Annotated in this window: 14 protein-coding genes; 3 read left to right on the top strand and 11 right to left on the bottom strand. The window is 60.2% G+C overall.

Annotation, left to right across the window (positions count from 1 at the left end):
• Window positions 1–12 precede the first annotated feature (12 nt).
• The 3 genes from dnaG to rpsU form a co-directional block, all read right to left on the bottom strand.
• Window positions 13–1,749, bottom strand: coding sequence for a DNA primase (gene dnaG, locus RCI20_RS11930; RefSeq protein ID WP_306605783.1), 1,737 nt, complete (start codon window positions 1,747–1,749; stop codon window positions 13–15).
• A gap of 90 nt (window positions 1,750–1,839) precedes the next feature.
• Window positions 1,840–2,286, bottom strand: coding sequence for a GatB/YqeY domain-containing protein (locus tag RCI20_RS11925; protein ID WP_306605781.1), 447 nt, complete (start codon window positions 2,284–2,286; stop codon window positions 1,840–1,842).
• 102 nt (window positions 2,287–2,388) lie between these two features.
• The gene (rpsU, locus tag RCI20_RS11920) at window positions 2,389–2,601 is read right to left on the bottom strand and encodes a 30S ribosomal protein S21 (protein ID WP_028995140.1); all 213 of its coding nucleotides are present in this window, start codon (window positions 2,599–2,601) and stop codon (window positions 2,389–2,391) included.
• 139 nt (window positions 2,602–2,740) lie between these two features.
• Here rpsU and tsaD point away from each other — a divergent pair, with 139 nt between their 5' ends.
• The gene (gene tsaD / locus RCI20_RS11915; protein ID WP_306605842.1) at window positions 2,741–3,784 is read left to right on the top strand and encodes a tRNA (adenosine(37)-N6)-threonylcarbamoyltransferase complex transferase subunit TsaD; all 1,044 of its coding nucleotides are present in this window, start codon (window positions 2,741–2,743) and stop codon (window positions 3,782–3,784) included.
• Between the two features lie 121 nt (window positions 3,785–3,905).
• Window positions 3,906–6,113: a SulP family inorganic anion transporter gene (locus RCI20_RS11910; protein ID WP_306605777.1), complete on the top strand. Its 2,208-nt coding sequence runs from the start codon at window positions 3,906–3,908 to the stop codon at window positions 6,111–6,113.
• A 156-nt stretch (window positions 6,114–6,269) separates the two neighbouring features.
• On the opposite strand, the gene RCI20_RS11905 is transcribed toward RCI20_RS11910, so the two are convergent.
• Entirely contained in the window at window positions 6,270–7,712 is a 1,443-nt protein-coding gene (locus tag RCI20_RS11905) for a catalase (protein WP_306605775.1), read from the bottom strand.
• Window positions 7,713–7,977: 265 nt separating this feature from the next.
• Window positions 7,978–8,574 carry a glycerol-3-phosphate 1-O-acyltransferase PlsY gene (plsY, locus tag RCI20_RS11900; protein ID WP_306605774.1) on the bottom strand — a complete coding sequence of 199 codons (597 nt, stop codon included), beginning with the start codon at window positions 8,572–8,574 and terminating at the stop codon, window positions 7,978–7,980.
• Window positions 8,575–8,641: 67 nt separating this feature from the next.
• Between plsY and RCI20_RS11895 the strand changes: the two genes are divergently transcribed.
• On the top strand, window positions 8,642–8,992 hold the full coding sequence (locus RCI20_RS11895) for a dihydroneopterin aldolase (protein WP_306605773.1): 351 nt from the start codon (window positions 8,642–8,644) through the stop codon (window positions 8,990–8,992).
• On the opposite strand, the gene RCI20_RS11890 is transcribed toward RCI20_RS11895, so the two are convergent.
• From RCI20_RS11890 to RCI20_RS11865, 6 genes are all read right to left on the bottom strand, one after another.
• A complete protein-coding gene (locus RCI20_RS11890; protein ID WP_306605771.1) occupies window positions 8,989–9,864 on the bottom strand; it encodes a ZIP family metal transporter in 876 nt (291 codons plus the stop codon). The two genes, RCI20_RS11895 and RCI20_RS11890, sit on opposite strands and share 4 nt — an antisense overlap.
• An 88-nt stretch (window positions 9,865–9,952) precedes the next feature.
• Window positions 9,953–12,301 carry an ATP-binding protein gene (locus RCI20_RS11885; protein ID WP_306605769.1) on the bottom strand — a complete coding sequence of 783 codons (2,349 nt, stop codon included), beginning with the start codon at window positions 12,299–12,301 and terminating at the stop codon, window positions 9,953–9,955.
• Window positions 12,298–13,125: a phosphate/phosphite/phosphonate ABC transporter substrate-binding protein gene (locus tag RCI20_RS11880; RefSeq protein ID WP_306605767.1), complete on the bottom strand. Its 828-nt coding sequence runs from the start codon at window positions 13,123–13,125 to the stop codon at window positions 12,298–12,300. Before RCI20_RS11880 ends, RCI20_RS11885 begins: the two co-directional genes overlap by 4 nt.
• 137 nt (window positions 13,126–13,262) lie before the next feature.
• A complete protein-coding gene (gene ybaK, locus RCI20_RS11875) occupies window positions 13,263–13,754 on the bottom strand; it encodes a Cys-tRNA(Pro) deacylase (protein WP_306605765.1) in 492 nt (163 codons plus the stop codon).
• Window positions 13,755–13,763: 9 nt separating this feature from the next.
• Window positions 13,764–14,720 carry a site-specific tyrosine recombinase XerD gene (gene xerD / locus RCI20_RS11870; protein WP_306605763.1) on the bottom strand — a complete coding sequence of 319 codons (957 nt, stop codon included), beginning with the start codon at window positions 14,718–14,720 and terminating at the stop codon, window positions 13,764–13,766.
• Window positions 14,683–15,189: a methylated-DNA--[protein]-cysteine S-methyltransferase gene (locus RCI20_RS11865; RefSeq protein ID WP_306605761.1), complete on the bottom strand. Its 507-nt coding sequence runs from the start codon at window positions 15,187–15,189 to the stop codon at window positions 14,683–14,685. The genes xerD and RCI20_RS11865 overlap by 38 nt, the downstream gene beginning before the upstream one ends.
• Between the last annotated feature and the right edge of the window lie 30 nt (window positions 15,190–15,219).

Raw genomic sequence — 15,219 nt, 5'->3', positions numbered from 1 at the left:
TTTTACCACAGCTTAGCTACGATTTCCCCGGCTGGAGAGTAGCTGGATGTAGGCCTGTTTTTCAGCGGCCGACAGGCCGGCTACGCCGAATTGTTGTGCTTTTGCCTGCAGGTCGGCAAATACGCGCATCTGCCCACTATCGCGCAGCTTTCCTACCGTTGCGTGAAATTCGGCATCGGCTTCACCTTCGTCAAACGGCAGGCTGAGAAGTTCCGATGCGGCAGATTCGATCATTTGTTCTTCCGGCAGCCCGCGTAACTGTTCGCGCAAGGCGGCGTAGTTCTGAATCCCAGAGCCGGCCCGGACCAGTTGCTGCAAACGCAGCAGGGCTGGCCGCTCCGGGGTGTCCGGCAAAAGTTCGCCGGGAAGTTCGGCAGCAAGTACGGGTTTGTGCAGCACGATGCGCAGCAGGTTTTTGGTCAGCGACGGTGCGCTGCGTTTGGCGCGGACCGGGGCGGCGGGTGCGTAGGATTTCAGTTCGCACAGGCGTTCGACTTCGGTTTGAACGAAACCGCTGGCTTCGGCCAGGCGTTTGACCAGTTGCAGGCGTAGCAATGGCGTCGGCAGCTTGAGCAGCAGGGGTTTGGCTTCGTAGATCAGCTTGGCCTTGCCTTCGGAGCTGGTCAGGTCGCAGCGCTGGGCCAGTTCGCGCAGCAGGAAATCCGATAGCGGCATGGCCTGGATGACCTGGCGGTCGAATTCCGCTTTGCCGAATTCGCGGATGAAGCTGTCCGGGTCGTGCTCGGCGGGCAGGAAGATGAAACCGATCTGCTTGTTGTCGACCAGCGCTTCCAGTGCGTTTTCCAGCGCGCGCCAGGCGGCTTTTCGGCCGGCATTGTCGCCGTCGAAGCAGAAGACGATGCGGTCGACCTGGCGCAGCAGTTTTTGCACATGCGTTGCGGTGGTGGCCGTGCCGAGCGTAGCGACGGCGTTGCCGACGCCATTCTGCGCCAGCGCGATGACGTCCATGTAGCCTTCGGTGACGATGACTGTATTGGTCTCGCGCAGGCTCTGGCGAGCCTGGGGCAGGCCGAAGAGTTCGCGGCCTTTTTCGAAGAGCGGGGTTTCCGGTGAGTTCAGGTACTTTGGCTCGCCCTGGTCGATGACGCGCCCGCCGAAGGCGATGATGTCGCCTTTCGGGTTGATGATCGGGATCATCAGGCGATCGCGGAAACGGTCGTAGCGCCGGCCGGCTTCGTTCTCGATGACCAGGCCGGCTACCTTCAATTCTTCGGCGTTGTAATCCGGGAAAATTTCCTGCAGGTTCTGCCATCCATCGGGTGCGTAGCCCATGCCGTAGCGGGCGGCGATTTCTCCGGTCAACCCGCGTTTCTTGCAATATTCGATGGCTTTCGGCGAGCGCTTGAGCTGGTCCTTGTAGTACTGGGTGGCCTGCGCCATGATTTCGATCAGCGCTCGGGTTTGTCCGGGTTTTTCGTCGGCAAAGGAACGGCCTTCGCTTTCCGGTACCTGCATGCCGGCACGGCTGGCCAGGTCCTTGATGGCGTCGACAAAGCCGATGCCCTGGTATTCCATGACGAAGCCGATGGCCGTGCCGTGGGCGCCGCAGCCGAAGCAGTGGTAGAACTGCTTGGTCGGGCTGACCGTGAAGGACGGGGATTTTTCGTTATGGAAGGGGCAGCAGGCAGCGTAGTTGGCGCCTGCTTTTTTCAGCGGCACGTAGCTGTCCACCAGGTCGACGATGTCGACCCGGGCCAGCAGATCCTGGATGAAACTCTCCGGGATCATGGATTTTTCGTTGCGCTGCGCTGCAGACGACGGCGTGTCCCGCAGGGGCTTCCGATACTCGTCTTCGCGTTGCGCAAGGTTTGCATGGTGTTAGCCGGCAAGTGCCGCCTTGACCAGTTTGGAGACTTCCGCCATGTCGGCTTTGCCGGCCAGTTGCGGCTTCAGTACGGCCATCAGCTTGCCCATGTCGGCCGGGCCTTTGGCGCCGGTTTCGGCAACGGCAGCGGCGACGGCAGCAGCGGTTTCCTCGGCGCTCATTTTTTCCGGCAGGTAGGTGGCGAGAATGGCGATTTCCGCCTTTTCCACATCGGCCAGGTCTTGACGGTTGGCGGCTTCGTATTGGGTTACGCTGTCCTTGCGCTGCTTGACCAGCTTTTCGATGACTGCAGCGACGGCCGCATCGTCGAGTTCGACGCGCTCGTCGACTTCCTTTTGTTTGATGGCGGCGAGCAGCAGGCGAATGGCGGCCAGGCGGGCGGCTTCCTTGGCCTTCATGGCCGTTTTCATGTCTTCGGTAATGCGGGCTTTGAGGCTCATTTTGCTGACTTGCTCAGGAAAGGTGGGGGAAAAGCAGGAAGGAAAAAGCCGCCAGCTTTTGAGGGCGGGCGGCTCATTTTTTTGCTGCAAAGCTGTACTGGATCAGTACATCTTCGGCGGCAGGGTCAGGCTACGGAGGCGCTTGTTCTGGCGTTTGACGGCAGCAGCGGCCTTGCGTTTGCGTTCGGCGGTGGGCTTTTCGTAAAACTCACGGGCACGCAGTTCGGTCAGAAGACCCGTCTTTTCGACAGTGCGCTTGAAGCGACGAATGGCCACTTCGAACGGCTCGTTTTCCTTGACACGAATGTTCGGCATATAAATCACCCCCTCCCGTTAGGCGCCTGTCAGGTCAAGTAAACGACAGTGCGCGCAAAATTTGTGTCCGCACAGTTGCGGAAAGCCGATGATTATATTGCAAGGGAAGGGCTATCGCCAAGTGTTAAAATTCGTGCCCATGTTGATCCTCGGCATTGAATCCTCCTGCGACGAAACCGGTATTGCGCTTTACGACAGCGCATCTGGCCTGTTGTCGCACGCCCTCCATTCTCAGGTGGCGATGCATGCCGAGTACGGCGGTGTGGTGCCCGAGCTGGCGTCGCGCGATCATATCCGGCGCGTTGTGCCTTTATTGCGGTCGACCCTGGAAAATGCCGGAAAATCGCTGGCCGAGGTCGATGCCATCGCCTATACCCGTGGTCCGGGTTTATCCGGTGCCTTGCTGGTCGGCTGTGCTTTTGCCGAAGCCCTGGCGCTGGCGCTCGACAAGCCGACCATCCCGGTGCATCACCTCGAAGGCCATTTGTTGTCGCCGTTGCTGTCGAGCGATCCACCGACCTTCCCGTTCGTTGCCCTGCTGGTTTCCGGCGGGCATACGCAGTTGATGCGGGTGGACGGTGTCGGCCGTTATGAGTTGCTCGGCGAAACACTGGACGATGCGGCTGGTGAAGCCTTCGACAAGAGCGCCAAGTTGCTTGGCCTGCCGTATCCGGGCGGCGCGCTGTTGTCGAAACTGGCGGAGCAGGGCGATCCCGAAAAGTACACCTTGCCGCGTCCGATGTTGCATTCCGGTGATCTGAGCTTCAGTTTTTCCGGCTTGAAGACGGCGGTTCTGACGCTGGTGCGCGAGCGGCAGGCTGTTGCCGGAGAAGTGCTTGACGAGGTTTTCAAGGCCGATGCGGCGCGCGCCTTTCAGGAAGCCATTGTCGAGGTGCTGGTGAAGAAATCGCTGAAGGCGATGAAACAGACCGGTCTGAAACAATTGGTCGTGGCGGGCGGCGTCGGGGCCAACAAGCAATTGCGGGCGACTTTGAACGACGAAGCTCGGCGTAAACGTTTCCGCGTCCATTACCCGGAACTGGAGTTTTGTACCGACAACGGCGCGATGATCGCGCTGGCTGGCTGTCTGCGCTTGCAGGCTGGTACGCCGGCTAAACTGGCCGGCGATTTTGCGGTTCAGCCGCGCTGGCCGCTGATGGAGATGTCGGTTAGCGGTAAATAAGCTGTAAAAGCGCCGATTTTTGCGGTCGACCGCAAAAATCGGCGCTTTTCCCTTTTGCGTATTTTTCCCGCGGCAAAAAGCAGTAACATCTTTGTAAAACTCCACTCAGACAGAGGGCGCGATGCAAGGGGTGTTCAAACGGCTCTACCAAATCGGTGACTTCTGGGGCGGGCTGGCGGCCATGCTGGTCGCGTTGCCCGCATCGATTGCTTTCGGCGTCACCGTCTATGCGGCCATTTCGCCATCGCATGCGGCGCTCGGGGCGCTGGCCGGCATTGTCGGGGCCACGATCATCGGGCTGCTGGCCTCGCTCTTGGGCGGTACCGAACGTCTGATCAGCGCGCCCTGTGCGCCGGCTGCTGCGCTGTTATCGGCTTTTGCCATCCAGTTTCTCGGAGAAGGCGTATCGGCCGGCAATGTCATCCTGATGCTGTTGATGCTGGGCATTCTGGCTGGGCTCTTCCAGGTATTGTTCGGTTTTGTCGGCTTGGGGCGTTTGATCAAATACATCCCCTATCCGGTGGTCAGCGGTTACATGACCGGTGTCGGGCTGATCATCATTGGCAGCCAGGTGCCGGCATTGCTCGGGGTGACCGGGAATTCAACCTGGTATCAAGTGCTGCTGGCGCCGCATCTGTGGGATTGGCGAGCCATGGCGGTCGGTGGTGCCAGCATCCTGGCGATGACGCTGGGTAGTATGTGGACGCGCGCCGTACCCGGCACCATCCTGGCGATCATCGCCGGCTTGCTGACTTACTTTGGACTGGCGATTCAGGATGCCAGTCTATTGCAGCTAACCGACAATGCCTTGCTGATTGGTCCGCTCGGGGTCAGTGGCGACGGCTACTTCACGTCCATTACCGGGCGTTGGCACGAATTGGGTGATCTACGTCTGGCGCAGATTGCCTCGCTGACCGGCAGCGCCCTGACGCTGGCCGTGCTGTTGTCGATCGACACCCTGAAAACCTGCGTGGTGGTCGACCAGATGACCCGAACCCAGCACAATCCCAACCGCGAACTGATTGCCCAGGGCATTGCCAACGTGGCTTCTTCGTCCGTCGGCGGCATTCCCGGGGCCGGTACGATGGGGGCAACCATGGTCAACCTGTCGAGCGGCGCGCAAACGCGGGCTTCGGGCTTGATCGAAGGGATTTCTGCCCTGATCTTCGCCTTGGTGCTGAGCAGCTTCATCGCCTGGATTCCCTTTGCTGCACTGGCTGGCATCCTGCTGGTGGTTGGTGTGCGGATGATTGATCGCGCGCCGCTGCGCTTCATCGAGTCGTCCGCCACCGTCCTCGATTTTGGTGTGGTAGTCGCCGTCGTGATCGTAGCGCTGACCGTGGGTTTGCTTGCTGCCTCCGGTGTCGGCGTGGCGATGGCGATCATTCTGTTCCTGCGCGAACAAATTGGCGGCTCCGTGGTGCGCCACAAGTTTTACGTTAACCAGATGTCGTCCAATTGCTATCGCCCGGAGAGAGAGACCCGGATACTTGAGAGCAAAGGGGAGCAGGCGGTTATTTTCGAATTGCAGGGCAGTTTGTTTTTTGGTACGACCCAGCAGTTGTTCGGCCAGCTTGATGCGGAAATCAAAAGTCGCAATTTCATCATTCTCGACATGAAGCGCGTTCAGTCCGTCGACGTGACTGCGGCGCACCTGTTGTCGCAGATACGCGATGCGCTGGCGGAACGCGGGGCGCTGCTGTTGCTGTCCAGCGTTCGGGAGCATTCGTCGAATAATCGCAACCTGCGCGAGTTCCTGGCACAAACGGGGGTGACCGAAAATCCGGAAACCGTTCGCTTGTTTGACGAACTGGATAGCGCGATCGAGTGGGTTGAGGACAGGTTGCTCGGCGAGCGGGAAACGCTGATCGTCGAGCCTGAAACACCCTTGCAGCTCCAGGAAATGGAACTGTTCAAGAATCGCAAGGATGAAACCCTGGCCGATCTCGAGTCACGCCTGGTCACCCGGGTTTACGGCGTTGGCGAGGTAATTTATTCGCGTGGTGAACAAGGGAACGCGATTTACCTGATTCGTCGGGGCCTGGTAAAAGTCTTTCTACCTCTGGGGGCCGGGCATGAACGCCATGTTGGCACCTATGGGCGCGGCGACTTCTTTGGTGGTTTGGCATTTCTCGATGGCCGACCGCGTGGGGACGATGCTCTGGCCGAGGTTGAAACAGAAGTTTTTGTCCTGTCTTCGGAGCAATTCCACAGCATTTCCGAAGAGCACAAGCGTCTTGCCCTGACGCTTCTGGGGGCGCTTTCGCATTCTCTGGCCCTGCGCTTGCGTCGTGCCGACAAGGAAATGGCGATGTTGCAGGAGTATTGATCCGCTCAGGCGCTGCTTGCCATGGCCGCCAAAGTCACCCTTTATTTGGACAGTTTTTGCAGCGTGGCCTGCGTTTGCAGCACTTTTTGTGGCTCATCCCATCTGCTCCGCAAAACAGCCCGGGTTGCTCCGGGCTGTGCCTGATTGCCGCGTTAATTACACCGACAGACCGAGTGCTTTGGCGACACCTGCACCGTAGGCCGGATCGCATTTGCTGCAATTGCCGATGTGCCGGCGCTTGATTTCTTCCGGTGCATCGCTCATCGCCCGGGCGGTGTTGTCGAACAGCGTCTGTTGCTGTTCCGGCGTCATCAGGCGGAACAGGGCGCGCGGCTGGCTGTAGTAGTCGTCATCGTCTTCGCGGAAATTCCAGTGATCGGCCGCGCCGTTGATTGCCAGCGGCGGTTCGCGGTAATCCGGTTGTTCCTGCCATTCGCTGTAGCCATTCGGCTCGTAGCCCAGCGTGCTGCCGAAGTTGCCGTCGGTACGCATGGCACCGTCGCGGTGGTAGCTGTGTACCGGGCAGCGCGGTGCGTTGACCGGAATATGGCCATGATTGACCCCCAGTCGGTAACGTTGTGCATCCCCGTAGGAGAACAAGCGCCCCTGCAGCATCTTGTCCGGCGAGAAGCTGATGCCGGGCACGATGTTGGCCGGATTGAACGCTGCTTGCTCAACTTCGGCAAAGTAGTTGGCCGGGTTGCGGTTCAGTTCCATGACCCCCACTTCGATCAGCGGGTAATCCTTGTGCGGCCAGATCTTGGTCAGGTCGAACGGGTGGTAGGGGACTTTCTCGGCATCGGCTTCCGGCATGATCTGGACGGCCAATGTCCATTTCGGGAAGTTACCGGCTTCGATGGCGTCGTACAGATCACGCTGGTGGGTTTCACGATCTTTACCGACCAAGGCTTCGGCTTCGGCGTCGCTCAGGTTCTTGATGCCCTGCTGGGTTTTCAGGTGGAACTTGACCCAGAAACGCTCGTTGTTGGCGTTGATGAAGCTGAAAGTGTGCGACCCGAAGCCATGCATGTGGCGATAGCTGGCCGGGATGCCGCGGTCGGACATGACGATGGTGATCTGGTGCAGGGCTTCCGGCAACAGCGTCCAGAAATCCCAGTTGTTTTTCGCGCTGCGTAGATTGGTCCGTGGATCGCGCTTGACCGCGTGGTTGAGGTCGGGAAATTTCAGCGGGTCGCGCAGGAAGAACACCGGGGTGTTGTTGCCGACCAGATCCCAGTTGCCTTCCTCGGTGTAAAACTTGATGGCGAAGCCGCGAATGTCGCGTTCGGCGTCGGCCGCGCCGCGTTCGCCGGCCACCGTCGAGAAGCGGACGAAGAGGTCGGTCTTCTTGCCGACCTGGCTGAAAATCTTGGCGCGGCTGTATTTCGTGATGTCGTTGGTCACGGTGAACGTGCCGTAGGCGCCGGAGCCCTTGGCGTGCATGCGCCGCTCGGGAATCACTTCGCGGTCGAAGTGGGCGAGCTTCTCGAGGAACCAGACGTCCTGCAGCAATTGCGGCCCGCGTGGGCCGGCGGTCATGATGTTCTGGTTGTCGACGACCGGGCAACCGGCGGCAGTGGTGAGTTTCTTGTTGTCCATGAGTCTTCTCTCCTGTGTTGACTTGCAATACGCGGGATATCAGAAATTTTCCGGGATGCCGGCCAGCACGTCGACGTAGCGATCCCAGGCTTGTTCTTCCTGAATGAAACGCTGGATGAGTCGAGCAATCATGATGGCCTCCGGTCGCTGAATGCAGGTCGAATCTGACCTGATGAATTCAGTGTAGGGGAGTCATGGTGATTAGGCTAATCGATTGTGATTATTCTATCGATTGGTTAAAGCTATAGTTCCGCCTTGCGGATGATCAGGCTTTTTTCTTGCTGCCGATCTTGCTTTCCTGGCCGGCCATCAAGCGCTGCAGGTTCTGCCAGTGCTTGATGATCAAGGCAAACCCCAGCAGGCCGACGACGGCAAATTGCGTATCGGCACCGTGCATCAGGGCGGAGTACAGCGGTGCGCTGGCGGCGGCGATCAATGCGGCCAACGAGGAGTAGCGTGAAACAAAGGCGACCAGCAACCAGGTGGCCAGTACGGCGAAGCCAAGCAGTGGATCGAGGGCGAGCAATACGCCGGCTGCCGTGGCTACGCCTTTACCCCCCTTGAACTTGAGGAAGACGGGAAACAGGTGGCCGAAGAAGACCGCCAGCGCGACAAGACCAATCAGGCCGGACGACATTTCCAACTGCTGGGCGATGAACACCGCGACCCAGCCTTTCAGCGCATCGCCGATCAGCGTGAACAGTGCGGCCTTTTTATTGCCGCTGCGCAGCACGTTGGTGGCGCCCGGATTGCCCGAGCCATAGGTGCGTGGATCGGCCAGTCCGAAGACTCGGGAGGAGATCATGGCAAAGGGAACGGAGCCGAGCAGGTAGGCGGCAACAATGATGATGAGGGTTTGCATGGCGGTTCTGGCCTGTGGGGGTACAATCGCGGCAAATTTTACACCCCGTGTCACGGTCGACCGTCAAATGGACATCATTTTCATCGAAGAACTGCGCGCCGAAACGTGGATAGGCATCTATCCGCGTGAAAAAGCCATGTCGCAGACGGTTGAGATTTCTCTGCACATCGGGGTGTCGACCGCATCGGCCGGGGCCAGCGACGACATTCGCGACACTGTGGACTACGCCGTTGTCGTCGAGCGCCTGCGCAAGGATTTGTCGGCCAGCCATTTCAACCTGCTGGAAAAACTGGCCGAACATATCGCCACCTGGCTGCTGGAAAATTTTGCTGCCCAGTGGGTCCGGGTATCCGTCGCCAAACTGGGCATGATGCCGGGCGTCAAGCGCGTCGGCGTGCTCATCGAACGCTCGGTTTAAACGACGACCGCCAACGCCGTCATCAGCGCGAAGCCGCTGAGCAAGCCGGCGGTCGCCGCCGTTTCGCGTCCCGGACGGTGCGAGGCCGGAATCAATTCATGGCTGACCACCCAGAGCATGGCGCCGGCCGCTGCAGCCAGGGCAAGCGGCAAGGCGGCGCCGGCGAGTGTGCTGGCGAGGACGCCGAACAAGCCGCCGAGCGGTTCGACCAGGCCAGTACCGAGGGCGGTCAAGGCGGCGCGCAACGGGCCGGCGCCGAGCGCAATCATGGCGCTGGCTACGATCCAGCCTTCCGGAATGTTCTGCATGGCAATCCCGAGGCTCATACCGTGATCGGCGCCAGCGGCGACTGCTACGCCGACGGCCAGGCCTTCCGGCAGATTGTGCAAGGCGATGGCGGCAACGACCAAACCGACTTGCGGTTGCAGGCCGCTTGCTTCGAGGCCTTCGACATGTGCGTGCGGCGTGCGCTGATCCATCCGCTGCATGATCGCGGCACCGATCAGCAAGGCAATGGCCGTCGCGCTACCGAGGACCAGCGGTGCGCCGCTGGCGGCTACGTTCTGGATGGCCGGGACGAGGAGCGAAAAAAGGCTGGCGGCGAGCATCATGCCGCCGGCGAGACCGAGCATCGGTGCCATCAAGGATTCTTGCGGTCGACGCAGGAAAAGCACCGGAATTGCGCCCAAGCCGGTGGCGAGGCCGGCGAACAAACTGGCTTGCAAGCCCTTGGCCGCCATCGGGTGTGCCGCCAGCCACTGCGCGGCCTGGTCGATGCCAAAGCCGATGGCGATGATGGCCATGCTGATGCCGAGCCACAAATGTTTGTGGTTGGCGGGTCTGGCGTAATGACGGATGACGATTTGGGTCATGGTGTTCTCCTTGTGCTGGAGAAACTTTATGCCGAGATGGTTGATAGCTCCAATCGATTGATTGAATTGCTATGATTGTTTTATTTAATCACGTCGGGCGTTTGTGCTTCGGCAGCCAGCGTGCCAGTGCGGCAAACAAGGTTTCTGGGGCGATGGGTTTGCCGATGTGATCGTTCATGCCTGCATCCAGACAGGCGCGGCGATCTTCATCGAAGGCATTGGCGGTCATCGCCAGGATCGGCGTGTTTGCATGGCCGGGTAACTGCCGGATTTGCTGTGTCGCATCGAGTCCGTTGAGATGCGGCATCTGGACGTCCATCAAAATCAGGTCGTAGGCATTTTTCTCGGCCAGGGCGATGGCTTGCAGGCCATCTTCGGCCAGGTCCACGGAGAGTTTGACTTCCTCGAGCAGCGCCAGCGAGACCTCGCGATTGATCGGCTCGTCTTCAACCAGCAGCACGCGGGCTCCGGCATGTTCGAGCAGTGGCGTCGGGTAGCCTGCGCTTGCGCCGGGGTTCTCCGGCATGGCAGCGGGCTGCCGGTTTTCCCGGGTGCGGATGGTGAACCAGAAGGTGCTGCCGCGACCGACTTCGCTGTCCACGCCGATTTCCCCGCCCATCAGCCGGATCAGTCGCTTGCTGATGGCCAGCCCCAGGCCGGTGCCGCCGTATTTCCGGGTCATCGAGTTGTCGGCCTGTTCGAAAGCGGTGAACAGGCGGCGCTGTGCCTCGGGTGCAATACCGATGCCGGTATCGGACACCTCGAAGCGCAGCATCAGCGAATTGTCTTTGGTTTCCTGGCGACGAATGCGCAGCGTGACACTGCCCTGTTCGGTGAACTTGATGGCGTTGCCGACGAGATTGAGCAGGATTTGTCCCAGTCGCAGCGGATCGCCGAGCAGTGCGAGATGGTCGAGTTCGGCCGGGCGGTCGACAAGCAGTTCGAGTTGTTTGTCGCGTGCGCGGCTGCCCAGCAGGCTGGTGACGTTCTCGATCACTTCGCCCAGCCGGAAGGCAATTTGCGCCAGTTCCATGCGTTCGGCCTCGATCTTGGACAGATCGAGGATGTCATTGATGACAGAGAGCAGGTGCTTCGATGCCTGGTCGATTTTGCCCAGTTGCTCACGCAGTCTGTCGTCTTCGGCGTGGCGCAGCAGTATGCCGGTCATGCCCATGATCGCATTCATCGGCGTGCGTAGTTCGTGGCTCATGTTGGCCAGGAAAGCGCTCTTCGCCCGGTTGGCCGCTTCGGCCGTATCGCGGGCCTGCAACAGATCGAGTGTGCGCAGCCGGACTTCGTGTTCCAGTTCATCCTTGTGGTGGGAGAGCTGCAATTCGGCCTGTTTGCGTTCGGTAATGTCGGTGGAAATGCCGCACAGCGCGTAAATTTCGCCGCTTGCCTCGTTGCGCAGGGGCAGCTTCACAGTCCAGTAGGTGTGCAGATCGCCGTTCCAGGAATCGATGTTGTTTTCTTCCAGGTGAATGGTTTCACCCTGGGTCAGTACGCGGGCATCGTTCAGCTGCAACTGCCGGAAGCTGGCGGCACTGAAAAACCGGCTATCGTCCTGGCCGATCAGCGCTTCAAGGCTGCAACGAAAGAGTTCGCGGACTTGCCGGTTGGCATAGAGGTAGCGTCCATTGGTGTCCTTCAGGTAGATATAAGCGCTGACGTTGTCGAGGATGGTGGTGTGGCGGATCTCGCTATTGCGCAAATCCGTTTCGCGTTGGGCCAATGCGTCGAGCATGGCATTGACGGCACGGCCGAGATGGCTCGCCTCGTCGTTGCCTGCAAGGTTGACGCGCAAGCTGTTGTCGCCGGCCTGTACGGTATCGGCGACGCGCTGGATGACATCCAGCCGGCGCGTCAGGTAGCGGCCGGCGAGCAGGGCAAATAGTCCGCTCAGGGAGACGGCAAGCAGCGCATAGAGCATGCCGTTGCGGCCGATTTGTGCCAGTTCTGCTTGCAGGTTGCCGTCGCCCAGTCCGATGCGTAGCCAGCCGATCGGCGTCTTCTCGAGCATGATCGGGCTGGCGACATCGACGAGTTGTTGGCTGCGCTGCAGGGTTTTTGCCGTGGCTTCGCTTGGCAGATCGTCGAGATAAAGGCCGCGCCGGCTGATGTCGCTGTGTGCGAGTATTTTCCCCTGCATGTCGAGAACGATGGCGTGGCGCAGATCGGGATAGCTTTTCAGGCTGTCGACGATTTCCTGCAGACCGGCATAGTCTCTGGCGGCGACCCAGATCGCGGCCGATGTGGCAACGCTTTCGGCCAGCGCAGTGGCTTGGGCCGACTGCTGTTTCATGACTTGTGCTTCCTGAACGCGCATGGTGTCCAGGATGAACAGGACCATCGTTACGGCGACAACCAGCGCCATGCCGACGCTGAGTTGCCGGCGCAGCGTACCGAATAGCCAGTCTTTCAATTGTCCCTGAATCATCGCTGCTCCACCGGACGAACATCCCTTTCGAAGGTCTGGATGTAACGTTCGACCTTGGCGTAGCTATTGTTGTCGGCCGGATGAAAGCGGCTTGTGGCCATGCCGGCGAGGATGCGCCGACCGGTCTCATCGTTATGAAGTTGAAGCAGCAGTGCCTGTACTTCTCCGGCCAGTGCGACGGGGACATCGTTGCGCACCATTACCGAGTTGTTCAGTAACGGCGGCGTTTCCCAGATGACTTCAAGTTGCGCAGCTTCGGCCGGGTGGTCCTGCTGAAAGAGCCGCCAGGGTAGTGGCCAGGTGGCACCTGCCGCCGATTGACCAAGATAAGCGTTCATGATCGAAGACTCCTGCGAACCGACGTAGGCATTGGTAATGTCCTTGTGAATATCGATGCCCTGTGCGTGCAGAAAGTATTGTGGCATGACACAGGCCGCGAGCGCGGTTGGCGAGGGATAACTGACGGTTTTGCCGCGGAGGTCGGCAGGGTGTTTTATCCCGCTGTCCCGCCGCACAACGAAAATCCCGCGGAAATCTTCCGCATCGCCAGCCATGGCAATGACCCGATAGCCAAGCTGGATGGCCTTGGTCGTCTGCCAGGGGTTGGGCAGCAGGAATTCCGGTCCCCGGCCGCGATATTTCTCTTCGTAGGCCCGATAGTCGCGGGATGCCTCAAGTTCAAAGTGGCTCCCCGGGATGCGGGCATTCAGCAAGTCGATCAGCGGTTGATAAGCTGCGCCAAGCTTTTTCGGATTGTGCAGCGGGTGGACCGCAAAACGGTAAACCGGATTGGCCGATGCACTTGGGGCGTTGCGATACTGCAATGGCTGTTCGTCAGGGTATCGATCACAAGCGCTCAGCATTGTGCCAAACAGGATGCCGAATAGCAGGATTACCCTGCTGCGCAATGCGCAGACGAGACTGCTCGGACGAGGTTTCCTGGACGTCGAGGACGCGGGCATCACGATTGCAAGGCGGCGTCGACGGCTTTCGGCTGCAGCGTGCGCAGGATGTCGTGCGGGTGGACGCCGACCAGATAGCCGCGCCGGCCGCCGTTGATGTAGATCAGCGGCAGATCGAGAATGCTTTTCTCGATGAATACCGGCATGGCCTTCTTGGTGCCGAACGGGCTGGTGCCGCCGACCAGAAAACCGGTGTGGCGGTTGGCGACTTCGGGTTTGCATGGCTCGACCTTCTTGCACGGAATTTGTCGCGCCAGTTCCTTGGTCGATACCTTGCAGTCGCCGTGCATCAGCACGATCAGCGGCTTGGCGTTTTCATCCTCGAAAACCAGCGTTTTCACCACGTGATGCTCGTCCACATTCAGTTCGCGGGCGGAAACCTTGGTGCCGCCGTGTTCCTCGTAGGCATACAGGTGGTTGGAGAAGGGCACCTTGTGCGCTTTCAGGAATTTCGTGGCCTGGGTTTCGGGGGCGTGTTCGATTTTGCTCATGGGAGAATTTTAGCCGCGAGGATGGTGGACCGCATGCAGCGATTTCAGCCGTTCGCGGGCAACATGCGTGTAAATCTGGGTGGTCGAGATATCGGCATGGCCGAGCAGCAGTTGCACGACACGCAGGTCGGCGCCGTGGTTCAGCAAATGCGTGGCGAAGGCGTGGCGCAGGACGTGCGGTGACAGTTTGGCCGGGTCGATTTCTGCCAGCAGCGCGTAACGCTTGATCAGGTGCCAGAAAGCCTGGCGGGTCATCGCGCCGCCGCGCGTGGTGACGAACAGATCGTCGCTGGGCTGGCCGTGCAGCAGCGCGCTGCGGGCTTCGTTCAGGTAGCGGGTAAGCCAGTCGATGGCCAGTTCGCCGAGCGGCACCAGGCGTTCCTTGCTACCTTTGCCGAAGGCGCGCAGCACGCCGTCGATCAGGCTGACTTCATGCAGTTTCAGATTGACCAGTTCGGAAACGCGCAAGCCGGTGGCGTACAGGGTTTCCAGCATGGCCCGGTCGCGCAGGCCGAGCGGCGTTTCCAGATCGGGCGCGGCGAGCAGCGCCGCGACCTGTTTTTCCGACATCACCTTGGGCAGGCGTGAGGGCAGGCTGGGGTTGGCCAGTTTCAGGGTCGGATCGACGACAATGCGTCCGCGCCCGACTTGCCAGCGATAAAAGCGGCGCAGCGTGGACAGGTAGCGCGCCTGCGAACTGGCGCGGGTACTGCGCGACAGTTGCGCGATGAAGGCGGTCAGTGTGCTTTCGCGCAGGTCGAGCAGGGCTTCGGGGGGGGCGGTTTTGGCCTGGGCGGCCAGCCAGCCGGCGAGTCGGCCGAGGTCTGAGCGGTAGCTGTCGAGCGTGGCTTTGGCCAGTCCGTCTTCCAGCCACAGCGCGTCGCAGAAATTGTCGATCTCGGCGAGATCGGTTGCGCGTGGGGGGAAATCAGTGCTCAGACGCGGTGACACAATCGGCGTTTTCATGGGTGAGCAGCCAGCGCTTGACCTCGAGCAGGAAGCCGCCGCGCTCACGGGCGAAGCCACCGAGTTTCTTGTCGCCCGCACCACTGCTGGCGATGACGCGATGACAGGGCACGACGACCGGGTAAGGATTGGCGCCGCAGGCCTGGCCGACGGCGCGCGGGGCATTTTTCAGGTTTTTCGCCAGTTGACCGTAGGTTTCCGTCCGTCCGCCGGGAATTGCCGCAATCTGTTCCCAGACGCGCCGCTGGAAATGCGTGCCGGCAGGCTGTAAGGGCAGGCTGAAAACGAAGTCTGGATCGGCCAGGTAGGCTTGCAACTGGCGTACCGTTTCCGCCGCCAGTGCCGTGGTCGGCGCTTGTTCCGGGCGGGGTTCGAGGAAGTCGATGTGGGTCACTTCGTCGTCGTTACAGCAAACGCCCAGCGCAAAACCGGGGGCGGTGACGACGGCCTGATAGTTTCTTGCGTTCATGTGAGCTCCTGGGCGATTTATTGCGGTCGA

This window comes from Azonexus sp., assembly GCF_030824335.1.
GTDB lineage: Bacteria > Pseudomonadota > Gammaproteobacteria > Burkholderiales > Rhodocyclaceae > Azonexus.
The sequence above is the reverse complement of the archived record's forward strand: the minus strand, read 5'-3'. Positions and strand labels throughout refer to the sequence as shown.